We start from the raw sequence: 25,589 nt of genomic DNA on the forward strand, positions 1-25,589 counted from the left end.
TGCTGGAAGCAAGTGGCCTTGTGCGCTCGGAAAAAACAGGCCGCGTGCGCACCTGCCGGATCGAACCACAGGCGCTGCGCTCTGCCGAGGCCTGGATCAACGAGCGCCGTACGCTCTGGGAGCATCGTCTCGACAGGCTGGGCGTATATCTCGAAGCCAATCCGGAAATGCCGGAAAAACCTGGGAAGCAGAACGAAAAGGAGTAAGACCATGCAGGAAGAGTACAGCGCCCTTCATTCCACCTTCTCCATCGAACGCACTTATGACGTGCCGGCTCCACGCGTTTTCGCCGCCTGGTCCGATCCGAAGGCGCGCCTGCAGTGGGAGGCGATCGGCGAGGACTTCAGCACTACCTATACGGAGAATGATTTCCGCGTCGGCGGCCGCGATATCAGCCGGTTCAACTTTGGCAAGAGCGACGAATATGTCGCCGACGCCCGCTATGAGGATATCGTCAGGGATCGCCGCATCGTCTACGCCTATACGATGTCGCATAACGAACGCCGCATCTCCTCGTCACTGACGACCATCAGCCTGACGCCGGTCGCCGAAGGCACGCATGTCGTCGTCACCGAGCAGATCACCATCCTTGATGGTGGCGACAAGGTGGAATACCGCCAGGCCGGCATCGCCGGACAGTTGGACCAGCTCGGCCGCTATCTCGCCGGCGAAAAGGTCGCCTGACGGCGGCCTATTTCTCGAGCGTCGCCACCACCTCGACATGCGAGGTCCAGAGGAACTGGTCGACGGGCGTGACCGAGGTGATCCGGTAGCCGCCCTCGACGAGGATGGCGAGGTCGCGGGCAAGCGTCAGCGGGTTGCAGCTCACGGCCACCACCTTCTTAACTATCGAGCGCGCCAGTTCCTTACACTGGAATTCTGCGCCCGCTCGCGGCGGATCGAAGACGACGGCGTCATAGACTTTCAGCTCCGAGGTCATCAGCGGGCGGCGGAAGAGATCACGTTTTTCGACGGTCACGGGCTTCAGGCCCTGTGTATTGCGCGCCGCATGGTCGAGAGCCGCGATCGCCTTGCCATCGCCCTCGACGGCATGCACGCGGCCGATGCGGGCAAGCTGCAGCGAAAAAGTGCCGGCGCCGGCAAAAAGATCGGTGATCCGCTTGGCCTTGCCGACATGCGCAAGCACCAGCTCTGCCATCGCCTCTTCAGCAGGCTTCGTCGCCTGCGTGAAGCCGCCGGCAGGCGGAGAGACCTTGATACCGCCGAACTCGACAACCGGCTTGGCAGGCTCGATCAGGATTTCACCATCGAGCGAAACGCGGGCGATGCCGCGAAGGCCGAGTATGACCTCGACCGTCTTGCGACGCTGCTGGTCCGACAGCTTCTTGACGCCCTCTATCGCGAGATCGAGGCCGGACAGGGTCTCCAGAACTGCGATGCGGAAGACATCCGCATTGGTCGCGACTGCCGCCCCGACAGCCTTGATCGCCGGCAGCCGGGAGATGATCCCCGCCGACGAGATGGGACATTCCTCGATGGCGACGATGTGATGACTTTCGGCCTGGTTGAATCCAACAAGCATGTCTTTTTCGGTCTTTCGCGCCGCGAAGACCACTCGCCGCCGCTCGCCGGGATGCGCGGCGACGATCTCGCCGACCTCGGGCGTCAATCCCTTCGATTTCAACGCATCGATGACGAGTTGCCGCTTGAAAGCCCGGTAAGGCACATCCGCCATGTGCTGCAGCGTGCAGCCACCGCAGGTGCCGTTGACGCCATCTGGCCCGAAATGCCGGCAGGGCGGTTCCTGTCGGTCGGCGGAGGCCGAGGCGATCGACATGACCGTGCCCTGGCTCTTGACGCGGGCGACCGCCACCGTCTCGCCCGGCAGGGTGAAGGGCACATAGACAGGCCCGTCCTTGCCGTTGGCAATACCGTCGCCCTGCGCGCCGAGCCTGTCGATGGTGATTGTTTCCGTGCTCACGCTTTTGTCCCTGCCAGTAGAAATTCCTGATTGCCGTCGCCGCCCGAGATGGGTGAAGGGATGAGCCCAAAACTCTTCCAGCCCATGTCTTCGGTGAACCAGCGTTCGAGTTCTGCCGCCACATCGGGCCCGGAAGCCGGATCCTTGAGCAGTCCGCCCTTGCCGATCGCCTCGCGCCCCGCCTCGAATTGCGGTTTGACGAGGATGGCGGCGAGCGCATTGACCTCGGCAATATCGAGCGCCGGGGCAAGCGCCAGCTTCAGCGAGATGAAGGAGACGTCGGAGACGACGAAATCCACGGGCTGGCCGATATCCTCAGCCGTGAGATTGCGGGCATTGAGTCCCTCGATATTGGTCACCCGCGGATCGGCTGATATCCTCGGATGCATCTGCCCGTGGCCGACATCGATTGCCGTCACATGCGCGGCCCCCCGCCCCAGCAGCACTTCCGTGAAGCCGCCAGTCGAAGCGCCGACATCGAGACAGTGCCGTCCTGCCGGGTCGAGCCCGAAGTGATCGAGCGCCGCCACCAGCTTTAACGCTGCGCGCGAAACATAATCCTGCGCCGGATCGTCGATCTCGATTGCCGCATCCGGGCTGAAGACGGCACCAGCCTTCGTCACCACCTTCCCGGCGACCTTCACCGTGCCGCGTGAAATGGCGTCTCGGGCCCGCGAACGGCTCGCAAAGAGGCCGAGGGTGACGAGGAGTTGGTCGAGGCGCTGGCTGTTATGATCGGACATCGGCTGTGAATGACCGTCAAAGCCGCCGGTTGCAAGCATTTTGTTGGCACAGCGGGCACCCCAGTACAGCCTCATATCGCCGGAACCGCAATAAACTAAACCGATATGTGCTGCGATGCACAAATTTAAACAATTTTAAATCCTGCCCGCATAGGTTCGCTTTGATTGCAGCGGTTCAATTGAATCGCTTGGTGCCATGAAGGCTCTCGCGTCCTCCCCGCCGATCATGTTCCTCATCAAGAAGTCTTGTGGCTGCGCACCTCGCGCGGTTGCCCCTTGTCGCGCCTGATGTCGCCAGGAGAAATTGACCGATGTTCGCTCGAAACATATCCTTGAACGGTAAGCTTGCGGCCACGTTCGCAGCACTCATCCTTATTTTCGTATCCGTTTCCGCTTTCGTCTATTCCAAGGCAACGACTTCGGCGAGCGCCTCCGCCGAGCAGGAGAAATCCGAGCGTCTGGTCAACCAGATCGACGACGCGTTGCAGGCCATGCTCGAGCAGGCCGTCAACCTGCGCGGTTTCATCCTCTTCCGCAGCGACAGCACCTATGGCGACATCTTCGCCAACCGCGAGCGGATGCTAAAGGCAATTGCCGCCGCCAAGCAGACCGCTTCTTCCCAGCCTGAGGTCGTCTCGATGATCGACGACATGCAGAAGGCTGCAGACCTTTATTTCCATGAGCTCGCCGAGCCGCAGGCCAAGGCCCGCAAGGAAACCGAAACGCCGATCGCAGAGGTCGTCAAGATCGGTGTCAACGCCACCAAGGGCCAGCTCGACGGCTTCCGCGCCGCTTCCGCCAAGATCAAGTCGCTTGCCCGCGAAAAGTCCGAGTCTCTTGCTGAAGCTCAGCTTGAGGCCAACAGCGACCTCAAGACCACGCTGGTGGCTGGTGGCATTGCTGCAGCGCTTGYCGCCGCCGGTCTCGCCTGGGCCTTGTCGCGCACCATCGTTCGCCCGATCGTCGGCATGACGACGGCCATGGACCGCCTCGCCGGCGGCGACCACAATGTCGAAGTTCCGGCAACCGGCCGTCAGGACGAAGTCGGCCGCATGGCTCAGTCGGTACTGGTCTTCAAGGAAGCCGCCATTGAAAAGCAGCATCTTGCCGGCGAAACCGATCGCATGCGCGGCGAAGCCGAACGTCAGCGCCAGATGAGCGACGAGCAGAAGGCCCGCGAAGAAGGCGAGATCCGTTTCGCCGTCGAAGCTCTGGCCGGCGGCCTTGCAGGCCTTGCCGTTGGCGATGTCGCAGCCCGTATCCAAGCGCCGTTCGCCCCGCAATACGACAGCCTGCGCAACGACTTCAACAATGCCGTCGAGAAGCTGCAGGCCGCCCTGCAGTCGGTCGGCCGCAACGCTTCGGCCATCAATGCCGGCGCCGGTGAAATCCGCTCTGCCGCCGACGATCTCGCCCACCGCACCGAACAGCAGGCCGCTGCCGTCGAAGAGACCGCAGCCGCTCTCGAAGAGGTCACGACCACGGTCCGCGATTCCGCCAAGCGCGCCGAAGATGTCGGCAACCTCGTCGAGCGCACCCGCCTCGGCGCTGAAAAGTCCGGTGAGGTCGTCCGCAGGGCGGTTTCGGCCATGCAGCAGATCGAAAAGTCCTCGGGCGAGATCTCCAACATCATCGGCGTTATCGACGACATCGCCTTCCAGACCAACCTCCTGGCGCTGAACGCCGGCGTCGAGGCCGCCCGTGCCGGTGAAGCCGGCAAGGGTTTTGCCGTCGTCGCACAGGAGGTCCGTGAACTCGCTCAGCGGTCCGCAAACGCCGCCAAGGAAATCAAGGCACTGATCAACACCTCCAGCGAACAGGTCAATTCCGGCGTCGGCCTCGTCGGTGAAACCGGAAAGGCGCTGGAAGCGATCGTCGCCGAGGTTCAGGAAATCAACCACCACGTCGGCGCGATCGTCACGGCCACCCGCGAACAGTCGATCGGCCTGCAGGAGATCAATACTGCGGTCAACAACATGGACCAGGGTACACAGCAGAACGCCGCCATGGTTGAAGAACAGACGGCCGCCAGCCACGCGCTTGCCCAAGAAGCCTCCGCCCTCGACGACCTGCTACGCCAGTTCAAGCTCGGCACCCAGGCTGCTGCTCCGGTCCAGAGGACCGTTGCCGCGACCCCGGCATCCCGCCCGGTCGCGTCTCCCGCCCGCGCACTCGCCAGCAAAGTCACCAGGGCTTTCGGCGGCAAGCAGGCAACGGCCGCCGCTGCTGTTGTCCAGGAAGACTGGACCGAATTCTGAGAGCAACTCTCGCGAATGACAAATGGGGCAGGGCGGCATTCATTGCCGCCCTTTCTTTTTGTGACCTTGGAGCAATTCAGCAAAAATGTGCACGCGGACATAGTCGCGACGGAATTGGGAAGGGCAGAGGCAGGCTTTATCGCCAATGGCGATTTCATCAACGATGCGTTGCATCACGGCGGAATGATCTTCCACCGCGACGGCAAGAGGCCACAATAGAGAGATGCGGGTCGGTGTGCTGCCTTAACCGGCCACGCCCACCGCAACACCGCGTCCGAGTGCGTTGAAGACAGTCGAGACGATGCCGGCGCGATCAAGCCCCGCATGACCGATCATCGCTTCCGGCTTTGCCTGCTCCATCCAGATATCGGGCATCACGAGCGTGCGAACCTTCAGCCCGCGGTCGAGCAGCCCATCCGTCGCCATGAATTGCATGACCTGACTTCCGAAGCCGCCGACGGAACCTTCTTCCACGGTGATAAGGATTTCGTGATGGCGTGCAAGCTGACGGATCAGGGCGTGGTCGAGCGGCTTTGCGAAGCGCGCATCGGCAACCGTGGTCGAGAGGCCTGCGGCATCGAGGTCCTCGGCTGCCAGCAGACAGTCGGCAAGCCGCGTGCCGAAGGAGAGAAGCGCCACCTTGGTGCCTTCCTTGACGATGCGCCCGCGGCCGATCTCCAGGATCTGGCCGCGCTCCGGCATGTCGACGCCTACACCTTCGCCGCGCGGATAGCGGAACGAGATAGGGCCGGCATCATAGGCGACGGCTGTGCGCACCATATGCTTGAGTTCGGCCTCGTCGGCAGCCGCCATCACCACGAAGCCGGGCAGGGTGGCCAGGAAGGCGGTGTCGAAGGAGCCGGCATGTGTCGGTCCATCAGCACCGACGAAACCGGCGCGGTCGATCGGGAAGCGTACCGGCAGGCCCTGTATTGCCACATCATGCACAACCTGGTCATAGGCGCGCTGCAGGAAGGTCGAATAGAGCGCCGCAAACGGCTTGAATCCTTCGGCGGCAAGGCCGGCGGCGAAGGTCACGGCATGCTGTTCGGCAATGCCGACATCGAAATAGCGTGACGGGAAGATCTCGGCGAATTTATCAAGGCCGGTGCCGCTCGGCATGGCGGCCGTGATACCGACGACGCGGTCGTCGAGTGTCGCTTCCTGGACCAGCGTTTCGGCAAATACATTGGTATAGCTCGGCGCATTCGGCTTCACCTTCGCCTGCGCGCCGGTGATGACATCGAATTTGTTGACGCCGTGATATTTGTCGGCGGCGGCTTCCGCCGGCGCATAGCCCTTGCCCTTCTGGGTGACGATATGGATCAGCACCGGGCCATTGGCATTGTCGCGCACGTTGCGCAGCACAGGCAGAAGATGATCGAAGGAATGTCCATCGATCGGGCCGATATGGTAGAAGCCCATCTCCTCGAACATCGTCCCGCCGGTCACATAGCCGCGGGCATGCTCGACGGCGCGGGTGATGGCGCGGTCGATGTTCTTGCCGAGATAGGCCGTCAGTTTCTTGCCGAAGTCGCGGAAGCCCATATAGGTGCGCCCGGAAGCAAGGCGGGCGAGATAGGCGCTCATCGCGCCCGTCGGTGGCGCAATCGACATGTCGTTGTCGTTGAGGATGACGATCAGCCGCGCGTCCAGCGCGCCAGCATTGTTCAGCGCCTCATAGGCCATGCCGGCCGACAGCGCTCCGTCGCCGATGACGGCGATGACGCGGCGGTCCGTCTTGTCGATATCGGCAGCGACCGCCATGCCGAGACCGGCCGAAATCGAGGTCGAGGAGTGCGCAGCACCAAAGGGATCGTATTCGCTCTCTGCCCGGCGGGTGAAGCCCGAAAGGCCGTTTTCCTGGCGTAGCGTGCGGATGCGGTCTCGGCGTCCGGTCAGGATCTTGTGCGGATAACACTGGTGGCCGACGTCGAAGATCAGCCGGTCGTCAGGCGTATTGAAGACGCTGTGGATGGCGATCGTCAGCTCCACCACCCCAAGACCTGCGCCGAGATGCCCGCCAGTGCGGGAGACGGCATCGATCATTTCGTCCCTGACTTCGCGTGCAAGCTGCGGCAGATCGCGATCCTCGAGCTTGCGCAGGTCGGCAGGATAGGCGACCTGATCGAGCAGCGGGGTCTTCGGGGATTGTGTCACGGGCGGGCGCTCTTCTTTGACTGATCGGCTTTGCTTTATTCGATTGAATTGCGGCAAAACAACTACATTTGCATAACCGCAAGTTTTTCACCTTAGAGCACTTCAGCCCTCCGGCAAAGGCACGAATTCCTCTTCGTCGCCGGGGACGATGTCGAAGCGGCCGGTGCGCCATTCCTCCTTGGCCTTCTCGATCCGCTCCTTCGAGGAGGAGACGAAATTCCACCATATGTAGCGCTTGGAGTTCAGCGCTGCACCCCCGAACAGCATCAGATGACAGCCCTGAGTGCCTGCTTCCAGCGTGATCGCATCGCCCGGCCGGAACACGAGAAGCTGGTCTGGCGCGAACCTGTCGCCGGCAATGACGACCTCGCCCGCAAGCACGTAGACGGCCCGTTCCTCGTGCGCCGCACCGAAAGGAAATTTCGCGCCAGGCTGCAGGGAAATGTCGGCATAGAGCGTATCGGTGAAGGCCTTCACCGGCGATGTCAGGCCTTCGAAGGAGCCGATCACGACACGGCCGGTGACACCGCCATCCTCGATCAGCGGCATGTCGCTTTTTTCGGTATGGGTAAAGGAGGGATCGATTTCTTCCTTGTCGTCGGGCAGCGCCAGCCATGTCTGGAGGCCGGACATGGAAAGCGGATGGCCGCGCAGATTGTCCGGCGTGCGCTCGGAATGCACGATGCCGCGGCCGGCCGTCATCAGGTTGATGTCACCGGGGCGGATGACCTTTTCCGTGCCGAGGCTGTCGAGATGGCGGATTTCGCCGTCGAAGAGATAGGTGACCGTCGAAAGCCCGATATGCGGATGCGGCTTCACATCCAGCGCCTCGTCGGGCTTCAGGATCGCCGGCCCCATGCGGTCAAAGAAGATGAACGGCCCGACAAGCCGGCGCTGGCGCGTCGGCAGGGCGCGCCGCACCTGGAAACCACCGATATCGCTGGTGCGCGGAATGATCAGGTCCTCGATCGCGTCACAGGCGAAGGCGTCGCCGGGCAGGGGATCTTTACCGGGGAAAAAGGACATGGCGAACTCCGATCACAAGGGCTTAAGCCACAGATAGCGCCTGCCGGTCTGTGGCGAAAGGGCCAGTTTCTGAGATCGTCGTGAAGCCTTCAGATCGCGGTGAAGCCGTTATCGACGAAAAGATGGGCACCGTTGACGAAGAGCGATTCATCGCTGGCGAGATAGAGTGCGGCTCGGGCGACATCCTCCGGCTCTCCGATCCGGCCCTGCTGCGCGGCAATCGCAGCGTCGGACACATCCACGCCATGCGCCTGCAATTCCTTCACCTCGCGCAGGCCGTGCGGCGTACGGATGAAGCCGGGGCAGACGGCATTGCAGCGGATGTTACGGTCGCGGAATTCCACCGCGATGGCGCGCGCAAACATATGCACGGCGCCCTTGGTCGTATCGTAGAGCACTTCCATCGGCGTTGCCGCGACGGCAGAGATCGAGGAGGTGCAGACGATAGAGCCGCCGCCGGCCTCGATCATCTTGGGCAGCACCGCCTTCGTCATCAGGAACATGGAGCGTACGTTGACGGCGTGCAGCCAGTCCCATTCCTGCAGCGTGGTTTCCAGGAACGGCTTGATGACGATCGTGCCGGCATGGTTGAAGAGCACCGTAACCGGGCCATAACGTTCCTCGACGCCTGCCACGGCAGCATTGACGGCCACTTCATCCGAAACATCAGCCGTCCAGCAATCGGCCTCGCCGCCGGCCGCGCGGATCTCGTTGACGGTCTCCGCCGCTGCATCGCCATTGCGGTCGATGATGGCGACGTGCGCACCCTCAGCCGCAAACAGCTTCGATGCCGCGCCGCCCATGCCGGTAGCACCGCCTGAGACAATGGCGACCTTGCCCTTCAATCTGTCCGTCATTTCTTCTGTTCCCMTGATGTTGTCGAGGGATCATAGATCGACAGGAAGCTTGCAGCCAAGAGCCTTGGAAGAGATGGTTGCTGTGCCTCAGGCGCCGTCGAGCGGCTCCACGCCCTGCGGCTTGCCGGCGCGGTCGAGGCGGATCTTCTCGATGCGGTTTTCGGCGGCCGAGAGCAGCGTTTCGCAATGCTTCTTCAGCGCTTCGCCGCGCTCGTAGATCTCGATGGATTCATCCAGCGCCACGTCGCCGCGTTCCAGGCGGGCCACGATGCTTTCGAGTTCGGCAACCGCCTTTTCGAAGGAAAGACCGGAAACCTCCGGCTTGGCGCTGTCAGTCATTCTCAACCCTTCATCATTCTGAGGATATGCATACCCGCCGACTCGGCGAGTCCTTCCAGATCATAGCCGCCTTCCAGCAGGCTGACGACCCGGTTATTGGCGCTGCGATCGGCAACCTCCAGAAGCCGGCCCGTTGCCCAGTCGAAATCCTCACCCGTCAAGTTGATCTGCGCCAGCGGATCACGGTGATGCGCATCGAAACCGGCGGAGATGATGATGAGATCGGGCCTGAAATCGTTGAGTGCCGGCAGCACGCGCGACTTGAAAGCCTCGCGGAAATGGTCGCTGCCGACATTGGGCGAAAGCGGCGCATTGACGATCGTGCCATGCGCGCCATTCTCGTCCTTGGCGCCGGTCCCGGGATAAAGCGGCATCTGATGGGTGGAACAGAAAAGCACGGAGGGATCGTCCCAGAAGATATCCTGCGTGCCGTTGCCGTGGTGGACGTCCCAGTCGACGATGGCGACGCGTTCTGCGCCGTGAACCTTCTGCGCATGGCGGGCGGCGATCGCTGCATTGTTGAAGAAGCAAAAGCCCATCGCCGTCATCTTTTCGGCATGATGCCCCGGCGGGCGGGCGGCGACGAACACATTGTCCGCCTTGCCCCGGAACACGTCGTCGACGGCAGCCATCGCTCCACCGACGCCGGTCAGAGCCGCCTGCAGGCTCTTTTGGCTGGCATAGGTATCGGCTTCGAGCTGATTGATCTTGTCTTCCTCTTCCGGGATCTGCCGCATGACGGCGATAAGATGCTCCTCCGGATGGGCAAGCAGTACGGCGTCTTCATTCGCCTGCGGGGCTTCCTTTCGATCGAGACGTTCGAAATTCGGATGCTCCAGCGCCACATTGAGCGCGCGGATGCGGTCGGAGCGCTCGGGATGGCCTGACGGCGTCACGTGCTCGAGAAAAACAGGATGTTCGTAAAGACGGGTGCTCATGCAGGCACTCTATCGGTCGCAAATGTCATGATCCACAGCAGATGGAGCGCTGCGCGTCGATTTCAACAAGCCGCATCGTMGCGATTAACGCTCGCATCCTCCCGTTTACGCTATTTTAATTGTTTCGTTTACTTCGACGGACCCCATGCTAGGGTCATGGTGATAACCTGCAAGGCAGACCTGTAAATGAGTAAGACGAACCGCCCGGACATGGTGGAATTGCGCGTACCGTTTCGTGATGTGGACATGAACGGCCAGATGTTTCTGGCCTCCTATATTTCCTATGCCGAATCCGTACTTGCGAGCTTCTGGTCGTCGAGGCCAACAGTGGAAGACGAGCCCGTCTATACTGCCAGCAAGGTTTCCTGCATCCTTCATCGCCCGCTGCACTATCACGAGATGGTGACCTTCATCGCTGGCGTCGACAAGATCGGCGTACGTTCCATCGGCTTTCTCATCTCCTTCGAGATTGAGGACGAGCGTGTCGCCGAGGTAGAGATCATCTGGCAGGCGCGCACCAGCGACGATGGTTCGCCCGCCGCACTCCCCGAAGAGACCCGCGACTGGCTCTATAGTTTTCTCGATTAGATACGGATCGGCAGCAGCGGATAGCCTACCATGACGGCCCGGCCGACGAGCGCTGCGACAAAGGCCTTGATGACGTCGCCCGGAATGAAGACCATGCTGCCGATAAAGGCCTGCTGCAGACCGATATTGGCAGCAAAAGCCAGATAGGCGATGCCGAAAGCATAGAGCACGACGATGCCGCCGATCATGGCGGCGAGGAAGAAGCTGACCGTCTGCACGAGGCCGGACTGGTTGCCATGAACCAGACGCTCGCTGAGGAAGCCCGTCACGAAAGCGGCAAAGACCCAGCCGAACAGGAAGCCTGATGTCGGAGCCACGAAGGCGGCATATCCGCCACGGCCGCCCGAAAGCACCGGCAGTGTCATTGCAACAAGCAGCAGCACGATCAGCACGGAAATCGTGGCGCGTCTTGCGCCAAGCACGACGCCTGCCATCATGACGCCCAGCGATTGCGCGGTGATCGGCACCGGAATGAAGCCGAGATAGATGGGCGGCAGCAGACCGAGAGCCACGATAACAGCGGCAAAAAGAGCGGCAAGAACGAGGTCGCGTGTGCTCATCGTGATCTCCAATTCATAAATCGTTAACTGACATGCCGCCGAATGCCGCGCGCGTCAATCGCCGCTGCAATGTTATCCGCATCCCGTAGCGTCAAAATGATGAGCGGGGTCAGGATCGTCGTCGGCCGGACTTTCAGTCCGCGTGCCGCGTGCGCCTCGCTGATCGCGTGGTAGCGATTGATAATCTCGGGCACGAAGCGCAGCACGAGCCCGACCGCGAGGCCAATATCGTCTGCCTTCACCCAGCCGGTTCGTTCCAGCGGCCGGGCAAGCGCGGTTATCTCATCCATGAACTGGGTGATTGTTRTTGTCGCGGTCACGGCGGCGGCAAACAGCATCAGCGCCGTCAATCTCAAGAGTGTCGCCAGCGCGTCATGCCAGGGATTGACGATGAGGGTAAAGAGCGCCACGACCGCAATCGTCAGGAAGATCGGCCGCAGCCGGATGACCGATTCCTTCAGCGCCAGGCCGATGCTGCGATAGATCAGTGCGGTCAGCAGGGTGACGATGGCAAGCAGCGGAAGATTGTCCCCAATGAAGAGCACAAAGCCAAGCAGGAAGAGTGAGAGGATCTTTGCCCGCGGCGAAAGCCGGTGCAGGGCACTGTTGCCTTCGACATAAAGCGACTGCATCAGGCTGCGAGCTCCCTGTAGAGGGCGATCGCATCGGCCGCCGGCGCATCGGCCGCCAATTTGCCTTCGTGGAACAGAAGCACTCGCTCGAAACCTGATATCAATTCGAGATCATGGGTGATGACCAGGACATTCTCTTCCAGCCCGTCGATGGTCTTCTGCACGAGTGCCCGGTTGCGCAGGTCGAGCTGATTGGTCGGCTCGTCGAGGATCAGGATATTGGGTCCGGTCGCCAGCACCGAGCAGAGGGCTGCGAGCTGCAACTCGCCACCCGAAAGCTCGTGAGCACGGCGAACGGCCAGTTCCTCGGCGTTGAAGCGGGCAAGAACGAGCTCGACCTTTCTCTCTATCTCCGCTTTCGTAAATCCGCGGCCCTTGAGTCCGAAGGCAATATCGTCCTTGACGATAGGCAGGATGATCTGGTTTTGCGGCGACTGGAAGATGAAGCCGACATCGGCAAGCGCCGTCTTTTCATGAAGTGTGTCGCGCCCGTTGACCAGGACCTTGCCAGTGGTCGGTTTCATAAGCCCGTTGATCATCCGTGCGAAGGTCGTCTTGCCCGAACCGTTGAGGCCGATGACGCCCAGCCGGTTTTCGGTAAGAGAGAGTGTGAGTGGCTCGACCGCGACCCTTGCTCCGAAACTGGCGCCAGCGCTCTCGAAACGAATATCCAAGTATGATCCCCTTGTTTGAATTCCTGCTTCTATAAGGCAGCGGCCGTGCGATAAAGGATCAAAATCAAGTTGGCTCGAATATGGTATCGGGTAGCTAGGAAGATTTTCCGCGCTATGATCGCTGCATGACGAATCTGCTGTCCAATTCCGATGCCCGCCGTATCTTCCTCGCCAAGCAGGGGTTGAGTGCGCCTCCGAACCGCGCGCTGACCAAGGCCGGCCTGCTGGAGCTCATTCACGATCTCGGCTTCGTGCAGGTGGACAGCATCCAGACGGTGGAGCGCGCCCACCACCAGATCCTCTTCTCCCGCAATCAGACATACCGACGTGAACATTTAACCACGCTCCTGGAGAAGGAAGGCGCGCTCTTCGAGCACTGGACGCATGATGCTTCCATCCTGCCGAGCACCTTCTTCAAATACTGGAAGCATAAATTTCGCGACGAAGAAGTGGCGATCGTCGAACGCTGGCGCAAATGGCGTGGCGAGGGCTTCGAGGCCTCCTTTGAGGAAACCTATGAGCGGGTGGTGAAGGACGGGGCGATCCTGGCGCGCGACATGAAGGCGGATGGTCACGTCTCCGGTGGCTGGTGGAACTGGCACCCGAACAAGACGGCGCTCGAATATTTCTGGCGTACCGGCAAATTCGCCATCGCCGGCCGCTCCAACTTCCAGAAGATCTATGATCTTGTCGAGCGCGTCATCCCCGCCGAGTTCCACGAGCCTGAGGTCAGCCGCGAGGATTTCGTCGACTGGGCCTGCCGCAGCGCGCTCACTCGTCTGGGCTTTGCCACCCATGGCGAAATCGCCGCCTTCTGGGATCTGCTCTCGCCGGACGAGGCGAAGGCCTGGGTATGCGAACACCGAGACGAATTGATTGAAGTGCTGATCGAACCGGCTCTCGGCGGCAAGCCACGTTCCTCATGGGCTTTCACCGATTTCATAGATACAACAGATACTTACCCAGAGGCACCGGCACGAATCCGGGTGCTCAGCCCCTTTGATCCGATGATCAGGGACAGGAACCGGACCGAACGCCTGTTCGGTTTCTTCTATCGCATCGAGATCTTCGTGCCCGAGCCGAAGCGGGAATACGGCTATTACGTTTTCCCGCTTTTGGAAGGCGACAGGCTTATCGGCCGCATCGACATGAAGGCCGACAGGAAGAAGGGCACGCTGGATGTTAAGCGGCTGTGGCTGGAACCACGCGTGAAGGCATCTACGGGGCGGCTGGAAAAGCTGGAAGCGGAGCTCGAGCGCCTGGCGCGCTTCGCCAGCGTGGAAAAAGTCGTCTATCTGGACGGCTGGAAGGGATAATTCCTTCTCCCCTTAGGGAGAAGGAGCAATCAGCAGATCTCTGTCTTCGAAATCTTGATCCCGAATCCTTCCAGGCCGACATAGTGCCGTTCGCGGCTGGTCATCAGCGTGATCGAGCTGACACCGAGATCCTTAAGGATCTGGGCGCCGAGGCCGATTTCCAGCCATTCATTGTCGCGTGTCTGCGCTTCGGCGTGTGCCTCGCGACCCTGGCTGCGGGCCTTGCGGCCGTTGTCGTAATGGCCGACGCCAACCGAGCCTTCACGCAGGTAGACGATGACGCCACGCCCCTGTTCGGCAATCTTCTGCATGTAGAAATCGACCGGCTTGCGTTTGCCGAAAAGGTCATCCGCGACGTTTTCCGGATGCAGGCGCACTGGAATATCGACGCCATCACGGATGTCGCCGAAGACGACGGCGAGATGCTGCATCGGGTCCCAGGGCAGGGCGTAGGTGTGCGCCTTGGCCTTGCCGAACGGAGTTTCGATATCGAAGCTAGAGCCGAGCTCGATCAGCGTTTCCTTGCGCTGGCGATAGGCGATGAGGTCGGCGACCGAGAGGAGTTTCAGCCCGTGCTGTTCGGCGAAATCCACCACCTGCGGGCCGCGCGTCACCGTGCCGTCGTCATTGACGAGTTCACTGATAACACCGATTGGCGGCAGCCCGGCAAGCTTGCAGAGATCGACAGCAGCCTCCGTATGGCCGGAGCGCATCAGCACGCCACCTTCGCGGGAGACCAGCGGGAAGATGTGGCCGGGACGGACGAAATCCGACGCACCGACATTCGGGTTCGCAAGGTTGCGTACCGTCAGCGTGCGGTCGTCGGCGGAGATGCCCGTCGTCGTACCGTGCTTGAAATCGACAGAAACCGTGAAGGCGGTCGTATGGGCGGAATCGTTTTCCGCCACCATGGCGTTGAGGTTCAGCCGCTTGGCTTCCTCTTTCGGCATCGGCGCGCAGACGATCCCTGACGTGTGGCGCACGATGAAGGCCATCTTTTCGGGCGTCGCATGCACGGCAGCGACGATCAGGTCGCCTTCGTTTTCACGGTCATTGTCGTCCATGACGACGACGATCTCGCCGGCTTCGAAAGCCCGGATAGCGTCAACGACGCGCTTCTGGTCATAAGACATGGGACAATTCCTATTTCAGCCGGCCGGTCTGGCCGCGGTCGCGAAGATAATGGTCGGCAATGGCGCAGGCAATCATCGCCTCGCCGATCGGCACGGCGCGAATGCCGACGCAGGGGTCATGACGGCCCTTGGTGCGAATATCGACATTCTTGCCGTCGGCATCGATCGACTGCCGTTCTGTGAGAATGGAGGAGGTGGGCTTGACGGCAAAACGGGCGACGACCGGCTGGCCGGTCGAAATGCCGCCGAGAATACCGCCGGCATTGTTGGACAGGAAGATCGGCGTGCCGTCATTGCCCATCCGCATCTCGTCGGCATTGTCTTCGCCGCTCGTCTCTGCGGCGGCAAAACCATTGCCGATCTCCACGCCCTTGACAGCGTTGATCGACATCAGCAACGAAGCGATATCCTGGTCGAGCTTGCTATAGATGGGCGCACCGAGGCCCGCCGGAACGCCTTCAGCGATCACTTCGATGACGGCACCGATGGAAGAGCCGGCCTTGCGGATGCCGTCGAGATACTCTTCCCAGACGGGTACGATCTCGGCATCGGGGGAGAAGAACGGGTTCTGCCCGACCTGATCCCAGTCCCAGTTGGCGCGGTTGATCTTGTGCTTGCCGATCTGCACCAGCGCGCCACGGACGGACACGCCGGGTACGACGAGCCGGGCAATGCCGCCGGCTGCAACGCGGGCAGCGGTTTCGCGCGCCGAGGAACGACCGCCGCCGCGATAGTCGCGGATTCCGTATTTCACGTCATAGCTGAAGTCGGCATGGCCGGGGCGATACTGCCGGGCGATCTCGCCATAGTCCTTTGAACGCTGGTCGGTATTCTCGATTTGCATGGAAATCGGCGTGCCGGTGGTGATCATCGTCTCTCCGTCGGCGTCCATCATCACGCCGGAGAGAACCTTCACCAGGTCGTCTTCGCGCCGCTGGGTCACGAAGCGGCTCTGGCCGGGCTTGCGCTTGTCGAGCCAGACTTGCAGGTCCTCGAGTTTGAAGCGCAGCCCCGGAGGGCAGCCGTCTACGACGGCGCCGAGCGCTGGCCCGTGGCTTTCGCCCCAGGTGGTTACACGGAAGAGATGACCGAATGTATTGTGCGACATATGTTCCCGCCGGATGCGCGGAACCGGTCGTCACCGGCCGCGCCATTACTCGAAAAAGGCGCGACACTCATAGGCCAAAAAACCGCCCAGGCAAAAGCCTTTCTTTGCGCCTGATGGTGCTATCGGGGAATGGTGTTTCCGGTCTCTGCGAACGGTGATGTGGCTGGCTTCAGCGCTAGGATGCCAGAAGCCAGGCCGTGCCGCGCGCCTCGATCGCGAAATCGTCGAAGGAGAGAGGGCGTGCAAAGGCATAACCCTGCAGTAGATCGCAGCCGAGATCGCGTAGCAGTTCAGCATGCGCCATCGTCTCGACGCCCTCGGCCACCGTCTCGACGCCAAGCGAGCGGGCGATCTCGATGATGGAACTGACGAGCGTGCGCTCCTGCGAGGAAGCGACAATCGGCTGCACGAGCTGCCGGTCGATCTTCAGCCGTTTCGGCTTCAGCTTCAGCAGCGAGACGATCGAGGTATGGCCGGTGCCGAAATCATCGATCTCGATATCGATGCCGAGCGCCTTGATCTGTTCGAGATTCTGCGAGACCACGTCCTCGCTTTCGTCGAGGAAGATGGATTCCACCAGTTCGAAGGAGATTTCGCCGGGGCGGATCTGCAGGTCACCAAGGGAGTCCAGAAGGCTGCCATCATGCAGGCGCCGCGCCGAAACGTTGACCGAGATTTTCGGAACATAGACGCCCTGTGCCGCCCAGCGCATCTTGTCGCGCAGTGCAGTTTCCAGGACGATGCGGTCGAGCGTCTGTACGACATTGATCTCGTCGGCGATGCGCAGGAATTTGTCCGGTGTCAGCAGACCCTTGGAGGGATGGTGCCAGCGTACCAGCGCCTCGACACCGGTCAGCTTCATCGTCCGTGCGCAGAACTGCGGCTGATACCAGGCCGTGAACTCGCCATTGTCGATGCCGGCAAGGATCTCATCGGCCGTGCGCTTGTTGTTGATGATGTCGGCCTGCAGATTGTGGTTGAAGAATTCGTAACGGTTGCGGCCGAGGCTCTTGGCCCGGTAGAGCGCAATGTCTGCATTGATCAGTACCTTGCGGGCATCGATATGGATGCCGTTCGCCAGTGCGATGCCGATCGACACGCCGCAGCGACAGGAAAAACCCTGGAAATCGATGGGCTGACGCATCTCCTCGATGATACGGCCCGAAAGCTCCGCCATGTCCTTGTCGCCGACGTCGAAGGAAAGGATGACGAACTCGTCGCCGCCAATGCGGGCCACGACGTCGCTCTCGCGCAAGTTTCTGGAAAGCACGCGCGACGCATGCACCAGCATGGCATCGCCCGCTGCGTGCCCCAACGTGTCGTTGATTTCCTTGAAACGGTCGAGGTCTATATGCAGGATCGCGAATTTCTGTCGCTCCCTATGGCCGGCATCCGTCAGATTTTCCAGTGCGATATCGAGCTTGCGGCGGTTGGCAAGCGAGGTCAGCGGGTCGTGCAGGGAGTTGTGCTCGATCCGGTCCTTGGCGAGCTCCAGCTCGATATTCTTGGCAATCGCCTCATCCTTTGCGGCCTTGAGGCGCAGCGTCATCAACGCATCCTCGGTCGAATCGAAGGCGATGCCGATAATTTTCATCTCGCCGGTCGGCGTACGGTGCACCTTGCCGACGGAACGCWCGTAGCGAAAGCCGCCATTTTCGTCCGGCACGCGACAGACAAGCGTATGCGTGTCTCCGAGCTGCCTGAAATGCCTGGCGCTTTCGAGGGCCAGCCCGCGGTCATCGGGATGGATGCAGGAGAGCCAGGCGTCTTCGGTCACGAAGGCATTGCTCTGCTTCAGCCCATAAAGCTCGTGCATGCGCTCGTCCCAGATCGAGCCGCATTTGCCGAGGATCGCTTCCCAAATGCCGCATTGATAGGAATCAAGTGCCAGATCGAGTTTGCCGGACAGTTCGGAAAGCTCTGCCTCGCGGCTCGAAAGCTCCTCCAGCGCAAGTTCCAGCTCGGCATTCTTGAGCTCACTCGTTTCCTTGGCGAGACGAAGCGTGTTGGTGACTTCCGCGTCGGCCGTGACATCCCAGACGATGCCGATCGTCTTTCCGGCGCCACCGGCATCCGTATAGAAGGCGCCGACAGAGCGCAGATGGCGAATGCGCCCGTCTTCACGCATCACCCTGTATTGCGCGGTGCAGGCTTCCCCGGCGATAATGCAACCGAAGAAATGAACCTCGGCGATTTCCCGGTCTTCGGGCGCGATCGTCGAAAGCCACACTTCCAGTGGCCGGCTGCCTTCCATCGCTTTGAGGCCGTGAAGGGTGGATGCTCGTGCATCCCAGGTGAGGTGGGTGGCGCTCTCCTGCAGCTCCCAGATGCCGATCCGGGAGGATTCAAGCGCCAGGTTGAGGCGCTGCGACAGCTCCAGAAGTTTGCCCTCGCGGGCCTCAAGCTGCGCGATATTACGGTTGCGTTCGCCGAGCAGCAACGTGGCGAAGAAGATCGGGATGATGATCACGCAGCCTGCCGCGACGATGATCAATCGCAGTTCAGGCTGATTTTCGGGAACAGCGTGCCAGCCGGCGTTCGGTACGGCCGCGAGTTCCCATCGCCCGCCGGCGAAGTTGATTTTTCGGCGGAGCGGATCTTTCTTATAGATATCGGAAGGACCGAAGAAGGGTGCGGCCGTTTCGTCCGGAATGCCGATGTCGCGGACCGCGATCGACAGATGGTCGAGATGCGGATAGCGCTCCTGGTTTTCGCTGTTGCGTGCGGGCTTCAGGCCCGTCGTCTMGTAGAACATGTCCTGGTCGATGACCACCTCGACCGCCCCCCAGATGCGGCGCTGGCCGTTCTGCTTGACGAATACAGGGAAGAAGATCGCGAAGGCGTTTTCTGCATCCGTCGTCTTGAAAGGACCATAGAAGCGGGCCGACTGGTCGCCGGTATTGCGGCTTATCGACATGCGCTGCAGCAGCACGTCCCGCACATCCTTGCCGATTCGGTCTTTGCCTGATTGCGCCGGATAGACCGACTTGACGATGAAATCAGGCGCGACAGCAATATGGATGAAATTCGGGTTCTGGATCAGCAGCCAGTTGATCTGCCGCTCCATCTCCACTTCGTTCGTCTGCGTGCTGAGCGAGATCAGGTTGGAAAGGTCGCGGACGGCAGTGATGTCCATGTTGATCTGCGCCGTCATGCGGGCACGGATCAGGTTCGTCTCGTTTTCAGTATGGATTTGCAGCTCGCGCAGATGGGCGGCAGTATTGGCACTGTCGAGTGCAAAGCCGACGGCAACAACGACGACGGCCACGAGGGCGGAAACCAGCAGCGAGACACGCGTATTCTTGAGAACACGCCGCAGCCGGTTGCTGTTGCTCAGCCGGAATTGCAAATCACACACCCCCACATTCGCATCGACTTTAGGGTGCGGGGGTTAATTTACGATTGCGCGCATTCAGAGCTGCTAAATCGCGTAAACAGAGAGAAAAGCACGGTGAACGGGGCCTCTTGATTATCCGTAAAATCCTATTCATCAATTGGGCGCCGAAAGCCATTCTTCCGGGCAATTTTCGCCATATTCAGGAGTTTATCTGTGGCCACTCGATATCAACGGCGACGTTTCAAAGGGATTGCCGACATGCGTTTCGTTATTGCTACGCTTCTGGCCACGGCAAATTTTCTTTCGCCCATGAGCAGTTTTGCCGAGAGCGCTGATGTCGAGGCGACGATCAAGAAGGTCGACACGACCAATCTTGTCCTGACGCTCGATGACGGCAAGACCTATCAGGCGCCCGAAGAGTTCGATTTCGAAGGCCTGAAGGCCGGCGTCAAGGTTGTGATCTTCTATACGGAAGTCGACGGCAAGCGCATCATCAACGATCTCGATATCGTCAAATAAGCCCGGACTGGACTAGATCCAGCCGATCAGGCTCTGCGACGTCTCGATCTTCAAAATTCGGTCCTGGGGAATTTCGCCCTCGGAGGCGACGTCCTTCGGCAAGTTGGAGATCATCTTGAATAGGCTTCTGATGACGCCGCCGTGGGTGACGCAGACGGTTGGCCGATCGACCGAATTCAGCCATGCGCCGGTCCGCCACGACATGATCTCGTAGCTTTCCGCATCCTCGCCCGGCGGAATGAAATCCCATTTGTTGATGTTGCGTTCTGTGACGCGCTCGGCCTGCGAGGCCCGGAGCTGCTTGAGCGTGTGGCCTTCCCAGTCGCCGAAGGAGACTTCGACCAGGCGTTCGTCGGTGCGGTATTCCCCGGGCGGGAGCCCCATGGCTGATCGCATGATCTCCATGGTCTCGCGCGTGCGTCCGAGCGGGCTTGCGACGAAATCGAACTCCGCATCTTCGCCCTTAAGGATCGCCGCAAGGGCGATCCCGTTCTGCTTCGCCTGTTCGCGGCCGATCGCGTTGATCGGAATATCCTTCTGCCCCTGCAGGCGCCGCTCAGCATTCCAGTCGGTCTGGCCGTGTCTGATCACATAGATAAGCACGGGGATCGGCTCCACTTAGGGGCTAGGACGCCTCAGTCCTTGATGACGGAAATATCAGGCGCGTCCACAGCCTTCATGCCGATGACATGATAGCCGCTGTCGGCATGATGCACTTCACCCGTCACCGAACGCGACAGGTCCGAGAGAAGATAGAGGCCGACATCGCCCACTTCCTCGATGGTCACGGTACGACGCAGCGGCGCATTGTATTCGTTCCACTTGAGGATGTAGCGGAAATCGCCGATACCGGAGGCAGCGAGCGTTTTGATCGGGCCAGCCGAAACGGCGTTGACGCGGATGTTCTTCGGTCCGAGGTCGACGGCGAGATACTTAACGCTGGCTTCAAGCGCCGCCTTGGCGACACCCATGACATTGTAGTTCGGCATCACCTTTTCTGCACCGTAATAGGTGAGGGTGAGCATCGAACCACCCTCCGTCATCAGCTTCTCGGCGCGGCGAGCGACCGAGGTGAAGGAGTAGACGGAGATCTGCATGGTCTTGGTGAAATTGTCAGGCGAAGTATCGACGTAGCGACCGGTCAGCTCATCCTTGTCGGAAAAACCGATGGCATGCACGATGAAATCGATCTTGCCCCACAGCTTCTCGACATTTTCGAAAACGGCATCGATCGTGGATTCGTCGCTCACGTCACAATGGCCGACCATGACAGCGCCGATTTCGGCAGCCAGGGGCTCCACACGCTTCTTCAGGGCGTCGCCCTGGTAGGTGAATGCAACTTCTCCGCCCTGCGCATGAATGGCCTTAGCAATACCCCACGCAATCGAACGATTGTTGGCGACACCCATGATGACGCCGCGTTTGCCTGCCATGAGGCCGGATGCTTGAGCCATATTTCGTTTCCCTAGGAATTCTGATGATCCTGCCTATGGCATAGGCCGTTAATCGGTTCAAGCTTGGCAAAGATCATCAACTGTTAGGGATCGTAACAAAGGGTGCGATTGTCACCGAAATTTCATAAAAACAGCCCTTCACGCATGCTCCGCATGAGATCGGTGACCTTGTCGTCGGGTTTTTCCCACAACATAATGCGCAATTCCACGACGAGATCGCCTTTTCCGCCGCTGTCGTTGGGCAGGCCCTTGTCGGGAATGCGGATCGTCTTGTCGGAGCCGGACCAGGCAGGAACCGTCACATTGAGCGGTCCCTGCGGACCGTCGATACGCGCCTCGGTGCCGAGCACCGCATTCTCGATGTTCAACGGCAGCACCACATGCACGTCGAAACCGTCGACGGTGAAGCGTGGGTCGGCGGCGATATGGATATTGATCACGGCGTCGCCGCGCTGCATGCCCGGCAGCTTGAAACCCTGGCCCTTGAGCCGGATCTGGTGGCCTTCTGTCGTGCCGGCCGGCAGGGCGAATCCGACTTCGCGGCCTTCCGGAAGGGAAACAGTCGTCCAGCTTCCCTTCATGATGTCTTCGATCGTCACGGTCGCGGTCGCGACTTCGTCTGGCGCTTTCTCAAGACCCGGCTGGCCGGCGCCGGTGAAGCGGCGCACAAGCGAGGTCAAAAGGCTGAGTGGCAGCGACATGTTGGCGCCGCCGGCAACGGAGGCCTCTGTCTGCTCGTCCTCTGCCCTGGCGGGGTCGGATTCCGGGGTTTCCTGTTCTGGCGCCTTGGCCGCCTCGGCTGCATGCGGCTTGGCCTGTGCCTGCTGAGAATGCGCCTGCTGGGCCTGCGATTGGGCCTGTGCGCCGGTAGTGCGGGCTGTCTGCGCGCCGAAGATGCGCTCGACCACCTCTTCCGCAGCTTCCGTTGCGCCGGCCTGCTGCTGTTTAACACCCGCTGCCGCGGCAGCCTTCTGCGCATTGGCATTGGCGCGCGCAAGCTCTTCCATCACGCGCTCGGCGTTGGCCTGTGCAGCCTTTGCGCGGACGGCGGCCTCACGGGCCGCGTGCCGCTGCTGCATGATCGTTTGTTCCTGCTTCTTGGCTTCTGCCATGCGCACGGCATTGTCGAAGAGATTGCGCTTCCTCGGATCTTTCAGCGTTTCATAGGCGCGGCCGATCTCGGCAAAACGCGCGGTCGCCGTCGGGTCACCCTGATTGTGATCGGGATGCACGGCCTTGGCCATGTTGCGCCAGGCCGCCTTTATTTCGTCCGCCGCCGCGTCACGCTTGACGCCCAATATCTTGTATGGATCACGCATTGTTCGCACCGCCGCTGTCGCAATCCGGGAGGCATGTTCCTCGTGGCCGTTCCCGGAAACCGAATAATCAACTCAGACGCGCCGTCCGGTTCGCTGTTGCGAAAGGAAAGCCCGCTCGTCGGCCGATCGTGCGGGAGAGTTGCTAATCACTTCTTATTTCCGAACTTGGATATGGGGTGTTTTGCCGCGAATGGTTAGCCTTTCACTAAACATTGAGGCGAATCGGCACGGCACATTAACCCTGGCGTGTCAGGGGCGCATCGTGCCGAAACAGGTGGACAGACAGGGTCAGCTTTCCGGCTGGAAGCTCAAAAGCTGCCAGTTGCCACCGCCGACGAGGCAGGTCTTGCCAAAGAATTTGGCGATGCCGACATAGGAGTGCCGCGTCGTGCGGAACTGGCGGCAGACTTGGCCGGCGTCATTATTCTCGACGATCGTGTCGATTATGCCGGCGCTGCCGGTCGAGGCATTGGCCCAGGGAAGCGGCTGTCCCTCGAGCTTCTGGATATCGGCGGAGGTCACGGCGTTGCGCACCGTCATCTCGTCTGAAAGCGTATCTGTGCTGGGAGCGGGCTGCGGCACCGTGCCGGTTGCCACCGAACGGTCGACCTTTGCCGAACTCAGGAAATCGAACCCTCCAGCCACGCAGCCGGAAAGTGACAGAATCGCGATACTGACGATGGAGAGTCTGAAGCTGCGGCGCAGCGAACCCTTTGTATGGCGATGTGTCTTTGCTATGACTTCCACCCTGTATCCTTCCCCAGCTTCAAAGGCTGGGTCAGTTTTAATAAATCGCGGGATTTGAATTAATATGTCGGCAAACGGGTTAACAGGTGGTGACTTTACCGAAAGTGAAGAGCCCTTCAAGCTCTTTGGGGAATGGCTGAAGGAGGCGGAGGCTTCCGAAGTCAACGACCACAATGCTGTCGCGCTCGCGACGGTCGATGAAGATGGGCTGCCCAATGTCCGCATGGTTCTCCTGAAGGGTTTCGACACCGACGGATTCGTCTTCTACACGAATTTCGAGAGCCGGAAAGGTCGCGAAATCTTGGGGCAGAGGAAAGCCGCCATGTGTTTCCACTGGAAAACGTTGCGCCGTCAGGTGCGGGTTCGCGGCCCCGTCGAATTGGTCACCGATACCGAAGCCGACGCTTATTTCGCCACCCGCGCCCGTGGCAGCCGCATCGGTGCCTGGGCTTCCAAGCAGTCGCGCCCGCTCGAAAGCCGTTTTGCACTGGAAAAGGCCGTTGCCGAATATACGGCGCGCTACGCAATCGGCGAAATCCCGCGTCCGTCCTACTGGTCCGGCTTCCGGATCCGCCCGACCTCGATCGAATTCTGGAAAGACCAGAAATTCCGCCTGCACGACCGCATCGAGTTTCATCGCCCCGCACCGGAAGGCGCCTGGGATAAGGTGAGGATGTATCCCTAGAGGCGTTATTTTCCGAGCAGTTTCAAGGGAATGCCCGAGGCCAGCGCCGAAACGTAGCGTGGCTTATGGTAAAACCCGTTGAGCGAAATGCGCGGCATATAGGTGGCGTTGCTTGCGGCCGGGAAGCCCGGCTGCGTTGTGACCGCGACGGAAAAGCCGAGATTTGCCGCAACGCCAGCTTCCCGGCCTGTCGCAGCCTCCGGCGTGCCGTAGGGATAGGCGATCGCCCGAGGGCGAATGCCGGTGATCCGCTCGACATAATCGGCCGAGATTTCCATCTCGATCCGCGCTTCCGCCTGCGGCAGGCGGGCCAGCGCCCGATGGCTGATCGTATGGGCGCCGAGACTGGCGAGGGGGCTTGCCGCGAGCTTGCGCAGCTCCTGCGGCCCCATGACCAGTTCCCGCGTGATGTCGACCGGCTCAATTCCGTGGCGCCGGGCCAGCGCGTCCACCTCTGAGATGGCGCGGCTCTCGTCCAGCCTGTGGATAAACTCGGCAAGCCGGTCGAAGGCGTGCCATTTCCGGACCGGCGTGTCGAGCGCCAGTCTCTCCCGCCCGCGGCCGAAGTTGAATTCGACGCTGTTCTCCCTGCCGAGCAGCAGCGCCAGCGTTTCCCACCAGATGCTGTGCGAGCCTTCGGCAAAGCCTTGTGTTATGAAAACGGTAAAGGGAGCCCGATGCCGTTCGAAGACGGGCAGGGCATGGTCGAGATTGTTGCGATATCCGTCATCCAGCGTGAAGGCGGCAAACAGCCGATCGTCCTGCGGGTCCGACAAGAGGGAGGGCACCGCTTCGAGCGGTACGAAACGATAGCCGCTCCGCTTCAGCCGTCGAAGCGCGGCATCCAGAAATTCCGGTGTGATTTCAAGGTGTCGGTTCGGCTCGAACGGCTGGGCGACATGCGGGCGCACGTGATGAAGTGTAAAGATGACGCCGCGTCCGCGGGCCTCTTTCATGAGCCCGGCGGCATTCGCCAGCCAGGCCGCTTCCAGCCCGCTGCCGATCGCGATGCGCTTCAGCCGCCGCTTCCACTGACTCATTTTTCCCGTGACCCCGCTTTGCAATCGTGTCACACAAGCTATCAATGCCGCCGTTAAACCTTGCTGAATCCTGCCCGGAAAACGGTTTCTTTATCGGCTGTTAACCAAGCGAAACAAAAGCTTGGAAAAAACTTGGGCGTTGCCTCAAAGTCGCGCCAGATTGTGGGCATCTGTCACAATACGGGACATAATCCGGCTGTAGCGACTCGCCGGA

Annotated in this window: 25 protein-coding genes and 1 pseudogene; 8 read left to right on the forward strand and 18 right to left on the reverse strand. The window is 60.7% G+C overall.

Annotated features, from left to right (window positions below; genetic code table 11):
- Nucleotides 1-206: pseudogene (locus AC1D35_RS07750) on the forward strand (transcriptional regulator); the annotation flags it as partial.
- A 4-nt stretch (nucleotides 207-210) separates the two neighbouring features.
- Nucleotides 211-684: an SRPBCC family protein gene (locus AC1D35_RS07755; RefSeq protein ID WP_113310718.1), complete on the forward strand. Its 474-nt coding sequence runs from the start codon at nucleotides 211-213 to the stop codon at nucleotides 682-684.
- Nucleotides 685-691: 7 nt separating this feature from the next.
- Here AC1D35_RS07755 and AC1D35_RS07760 read toward each other — a convergent pair whose 3' ends face one another.
- Together AC1D35_RS07760 and AC1D35_RS07765 are read right to left on the reverse strand one after the other, a co-directional pair.
- Nucleotides 692-1,942, reverse strand: a complete 1,251-nt coding sequence (locus AC1D35_RS07760) for a class I SAM-dependent RNA methyltransferase (RefSeq protein ID WP_113310719.1) — start codon at nucleotides 1,940-1,942, stop codon at nucleotides 692-694.
- Nucleotides 1,939-2,685: a TlyA family RNA methyltransferase gene (locus AC1D35_RS07765; protein WP_113310722.1), complete on the reverse strand. Its 747-nt coding sequence runs from the start codon at nucleotides 2,683-2,685 to the stop codon at nucleotides 1,939-1,941. The genes AC1D35_RS07760 and AC1D35_RS07765 overlap by 4 nt, the downstream gene beginning before the upstream one ends.
- Before the next feature lie 311 nt (nucleotides 2,686-2,996).
- Between AC1D35_RS07765 and AC1D35_RS07770 the strand changes: the two genes are divergently transcribed.
- The gene (locus AC1D35_RS07770; protein WP_477938472.1) at nucleotides 2,997-4,943 is read left to right on the forward strand and encodes a methyl-accepting chemotaxis protein; all 1,947 of its coding nucleotides are present in this window, start codon (nucleotides 2,997-2,999) and stop codon (nucleotides 4,941-4,943) included.
- A 15-nt stretch (nucleotides 4,944-4,958) separates the two neighbouring features.
- Entirely contained in the window at nucleotides 4,959-5,162 is a 204-nt protein-coding gene (locus AC1D35_RS07775; protein ID WP_113310720.1) for an Atu4866 domain-containing protein, read from the forward strand.
- A 24-nt stretch (nucleotides 5,163-5,186) separates the two neighbouring features.
- Here AC1D35_RS07775 and dxs read toward each other — a convergent pair whose 3' ends face one another.
- The 5 genes from dxs to AC1D35_RS07800 form a co-directional block, all read right to left on the reverse strand.
- Nucleotides 5,187-7,103 (reverse strand): 1-deoxy-D-xylulose-5-phosphate synthase, encoded by a 1,917-nt coding sequence (gene dxs, locus AC1D35_RS07780; RefSeq protein ID WP_113310721.1) that lies wholly within the window; start codon nucleotides 7,101-7,103, stop codon nucleotides 5,187-5,189.
- Between the two features lie 102 nt (nucleotides 7,104-7,205).
- Entirely contained in the window at nucleotides 7,206-8,129 is a 924-nt protein-coding gene (locus tag AC1D35_RS07785; protein WP_477938473.1) for a pirin family protein, read from the reverse strand.
- Nucleotides 8,130-8,218: 89 nt separating this feature from the next.
- Entirely contained in the window at nucleotides 8,219-8,986 is a 768-nt protein-coding gene (locus AC1D35_RS07790; protein WP_113297222.1) for an SDR family oxidoreductase, read from the reverse strand.
- Between the two features lie 87 nt (nucleotides 8,987-9,073).
- On the reverse strand, nucleotides 9,074-9,325 hold the full coding sequence (locus tag AC1D35_RS07795) for an exodeoxyribonuclease VII small subunit (RefSeq protein WP_003545921.1): 252 nt from the start codon (nucleotides 9,323-9,325) through the stop codon (nucleotides 9,074-9,076).
- Between the two features lie 2 nt (nucleotides 9,326-9,327).
- Nucleotides 9,328-10,263: a histone deacetylase family protein gene (locus AC1D35_RS07800; protein WP_113297221.1), complete on the reverse strand. Its 936-nt coding sequence runs from the start codon at nucleotides 10,261-10,263 to the stop codon at nucleotides 9,328-9,330.
- 186 nt (nucleotides 10,264-10,449) lie between these two features.
- On the opposite strand from AC1D35_RS07800, the gene AC1D35_RS07805 reads away from it, so the two are divergent.
- Complete coding sequence (locus AC1D35_RS07805; protein WP_113309854.1) at nucleotides 10,450-10,851, forward strand: hotdog domain-containing protein; 402 nt, start codon at nucleotides 10,450-10,452, stop codon at nucleotides 10,849-10,851.
- Here the strand turns inward: AC1D35_RS07805 and AC1D35_RS07810 are convergent.
- From AC1D35_RS07810 to AC1D35_RS07820, 3 genes are read right to left on the reverse strand one after another with little or no spacing between them, the layout of a single operon-like run.
- The gene (locus AC1D35_RS07810; protein ID WP_113297219.1) at nucleotides 10,848-11,411 is read right to left on the reverse strand and encodes a biotin transporter BioY; all 564 of its coding nucleotides are present in this window, start codon (nucleotides 11,409-11,411) and stop codon (nucleotides 10,848-10,850) included. The genes AC1D35_RS07805 and AC1D35_RS07810 overlap by 4 nt on opposite strands.
- Before the next feature lie 23 nt (nucleotides 11,412-11,434).
- The gene (locus tag AC1D35_RS07815; RefSeq protein ID WP_477938474.1) at nucleotides 11,435-12,043 is read right to left on the reverse strand and encodes a CbiQ family ECF transporter T component; all 609 of its coding nucleotides are present in this window, start codon (nucleotides 12,041-12,043) and stop codon (nucleotides 11,435-11,437) included.
- Nucleotides 12,043-12,717, reverse strand: coding sequence for an ABC transporter ATP-binding protein (locus AC1D35_RS07820; RefSeq protein WP_113309856.1), 675 nt, complete (start codon nucleotides 12,715-12,717; stop codon nucleotides 12,043-12,045). The genes AC1D35_RS07815 and AC1D35_RS07820 overlap by 1 nt, the downstream gene beginning before the upstream one ends.
- Nucleotides 12,718-12,842: 125 nt before the next feature.
- On the opposite strand from AC1D35_RS07820, the gene AC1D35_RS07825 reads away from it, so the two are divergent.
- The gene (locus AC1D35_RS07825; RefSeq protein WP_113309857.1) at nucleotides 12,843-14,033 is read left to right on the forward strand and encodes a winged helix-turn-helix domain-containing protein; all 1,191 of its coding nucleotides are present in this window, start codon (nucleotides 12,843-12,845) and stop codon (nucleotides 14,031-14,033) included.
- A gap of 29 nt (nucleotides 14,034-14,062) precedes the next feature.
- Here AC1D35_RS07825 and ribB read toward each other — a convergent pair whose 3' ends face one another.
- The 3 genes from ribB to AC1D35_RS07840 all read right to left on the reverse strand — a co-directional run bounded on the left by ribB (nucleotide 14,063) and on the right by AC1D35_RS07840 (nucleotide 19,623).
- On the reverse strand, nucleotides 14,063-15,166 hold the full coding sequence (ribB, locus tag AC1D35_RS07830) for a 3,4-dihydroxy-2-butanone-4-phosphate synthase (RefSeq protein WP_113309858.1): 1,104 nt from the start codon (nucleotides 15,164-15,166) through the stop codon (nucleotides 14,063-14,065).
- 10 nt (nucleotides 15,167-15,176) lie between these two features.
- Nucleotides 15,177-16,274 (reverse strand): chorismate synthase, encoded by a 1,098-nt coding sequence (gene aroC, locus AC1D35_RS07835; RefSeq protein ID WP_113297214.1) that lies wholly within the window; start codon nucleotides 16,272-16,274, stop codon nucleotides 15,177-15,179.
- 175 nt (nucleotides 16,275-16,449) lie between these two features.
- On the reverse strand, nucleotides 16,450-19,623 hold the full coding sequence (locus AC1D35_RS07840; protein ID WP_477938509.1) for a bifunctional diguanylate cyclase/phosphodiesterase: 3,174 nt from the start codon (nucleotides 19,621-19,623) through the stop codon (nucleotides 16,450-16,452).
- A 246-nt stretch (nucleotides 19,624-19,869) separates the two neighbouring features.
- On the opposite strand from AC1D35_RS07840, the gene AC1D35_RS07845 reads away from it, so the two are divergent.
- Complete coding sequence (locus AC1D35_RS07845; RefSeq protein WP_113309860.1) at nucleotides 19,870-20,130, forward strand: DUF1344 domain-containing protein; 261 nt, start codon at nucleotides 19,870-19,872, stop codon at nucleotides 20,128-20,130.
- Nucleotides 20,131-20,142: 12 nt separating this feature from the next.
- On the opposite strand, the gene AC1D35_RS07850 is transcribed toward AC1D35_RS07845, so the two are convergent.
- The 4 genes from AC1D35_RS07850 to AC1D35_RS07865 form a co-directional block, all read right to left on the reverse strand.
- A complete protein-coding gene (locus tag AC1D35_RS07850) occupies nucleotides 20,143-20,733 on the reverse strand; it encodes a histidine phosphatase family protein (RefSeq protein ID WP_113297212.1) in 591 nt (196 codons plus the stop codon).
- A 32-nt stretch (nucleotides 20,734-20,765) separates the two neighbouring features.
- Nucleotides 20,766-21,584: an enoyl-ACP reductase FabI gene (fabI, locus tag AC1D35_RS07855; protein WP_113297211.1), complete on the reverse strand. Its 819-nt coding sequence runs from the start codon at nucleotides 21,582-21,584 to the stop codon at nucleotides 20,766-20,768.
- 122 nt (nucleotides 21,585-21,706) lie between these two features.
- A complete protein-coding gene (locus AC1D35_RS07860; RefSeq protein WP_113309861.1) occupies nucleotides 21,707-22,903 on the reverse strand; it encodes a DnaJ C-terminal domain-containing protein in 1,197 nt (398 codons plus the stop codon).
- Between the two features lie 288 nt (nucleotides 22,904-23,191).
- On the reverse strand, nucleotides 23,192-23,650 hold the full coding sequence (locus tag AC1D35_RS07865) for an RT0821/Lpp0805 family surface protein (protein ID WP_113309862.1): 459 nt from the start codon (nucleotides 23,648-23,650) through the stop codon (nucleotides 23,192-23,194).
- Nucleotides 23,651-23,714: 64 nt separating this feature from the next.
- Between AC1D35_RS07865 and pdxH the strand changes: the two genes are divergently transcribed.
- Nucleotides 23,715-24,335: a pyridoxamine 5'-phosphate oxidase gene (gene pdxH / locus AC1D35_RS07870; RefSeq protein ID WP_113309863.1), complete on the forward strand. Its 621-nt coding sequence runs from the start codon at nucleotides 23,715-23,717 to the stop codon at nucleotides 24,333-24,335.
- Nucleotides 24,336-24,340: 5 nt separating this feature from the next.
- Here pdxH and AC1D35_RS07875 read toward each other — a convergent pair whose 3' ends face one another.
- Nucleotides 24,341-25,375, reverse strand: a complete 1,035-nt coding sequence (locus AC1D35_RS07875) for a polysaccharide deacetylase family protein (RefSeq protein ID WP_113309864.1) — start codon at nucleotides 25,373-25,375, stop codon at nucleotides 24,341-24,343.
- Nucleotides 25,376-25,589 lie beyond the last annotated feature (214 nt).

Source organism: Rhizobium sp. P1_E6, assembly GCF_056405875.1.

Coding starts and splice junctions, on each gene's coding strand:
- AC1D35_RS07875 (WP_113309864.1), bottom strand. CDS start 25,375: ATGAGTCAGTGGAAGCGGCGGCTGAAGCGCATCGCGATCGGCAGCGGG.
- fabI (WP_113297211.1), bottom strand. CDS start 21,584: ATGGCTCAAGCATCCGGCCTCATGGCAGGCAAACGCGGCGTCATCATG.
- AC1D35_RS07860 (WP_113309861.1), bottom strand. CDS start 22,903: ATGCGTGATCCATACAAGATATTGGGCGTCAAGCGTGACGCGGCGGCG.
- AC1D35_RS07805 (WP_113309854.1), top strand. CDS start 10,450: ATGAGTAAGACGAACCGCCCGGACATGGTGGAATTGCGCGTACCGTTT.
- AC1D35_RS07765 (WP_113310722.1), bottom strand. CDS start 2,685: ATGTCCGATCATAACAGCCAGCGCCTCGACCAACTCCTCGTCACCCTC.
- AC1D35_RS07775 (WP_113310720.1), top strand. CDS start 4,959: ATGACAAATGGGGCAGGGCGGCATTCATTGCCGCCCTTTCTTTTTGTG.
- aroC (WP_113297214.1), bottom strand. CDS start 16,274: ATGTCGCACAATACATTCGGTCATCTCTTCCGTGTAACCACCTGGGGC.
- AC1D35_RS07800 (WP_113297221.1), bottom strand. CDS start 10,263: ATGAGCACCCGTCTTTACGAACATCCTGTTTTTCTCGAGCACGTGACG.
- AC1D35_RS07755 (WP_113310718.1), top strand. CDS start 211: ATGCAGGAAGAGTACAGCGCCCTTCATTCCACCTTCTCCATCGAACGC.
- AC1D35_RS07785 (WP_477938473.1), bottom strand. CDS start 8,129: ATGTCCTTTTTCCCCGGTAAAGATCCCCTGCCCGGCGACGCCTTCGCC.
- AC1D35_RS07790 (WP_113297222.1), bottom strand. CDS start 8,986: ATGACGGACAGATTGAAGGGCAAGGTCGCCATTGTCTCAGGCGGTGCT.
- pdxH (WP_113309863.1), top strand. CDS start 23,715: ATGTCGGCAAACGGGTTAACAGGTGGTGACTTTACCGAAAGTGAAGAG.
- AC1D35_RS07845 (WP_113309860.1), top strand. CDS start 19,870: ATGCGTTTCGTTATTGCTACGCTTCTGGCCACGGCAAATTTTCTTTCG.
- AC1D35_RS07825 (WP_113309857.1), top strand. CDS start 12,843: ATGACGAATCTGCTGTCCAATTCCGATGCCCGCCGTATCTTCCTCGCC.
- AC1D35_RS07795 (WP_003545921.1), bottom strand. CDS start 9,325: ATGACTGACAGCGCCAAGCCGGAGGTTTCCGGTCTTTCCTTCGAAAAG.
- AC1D35_RS07810 (WP_113297219.1), bottom strand. CDS start 11,411: ATGAGCACACGCGACCTCGTTCTTGCCGCTCTTTTTGCCGCTGTTATC.
- ribB (WP_113309858.1), bottom strand. CDS start 15,166: ATGTCTTATGACCAGAAGCGCGTCGTTGACGCTATCCGGGCTTTCGAA.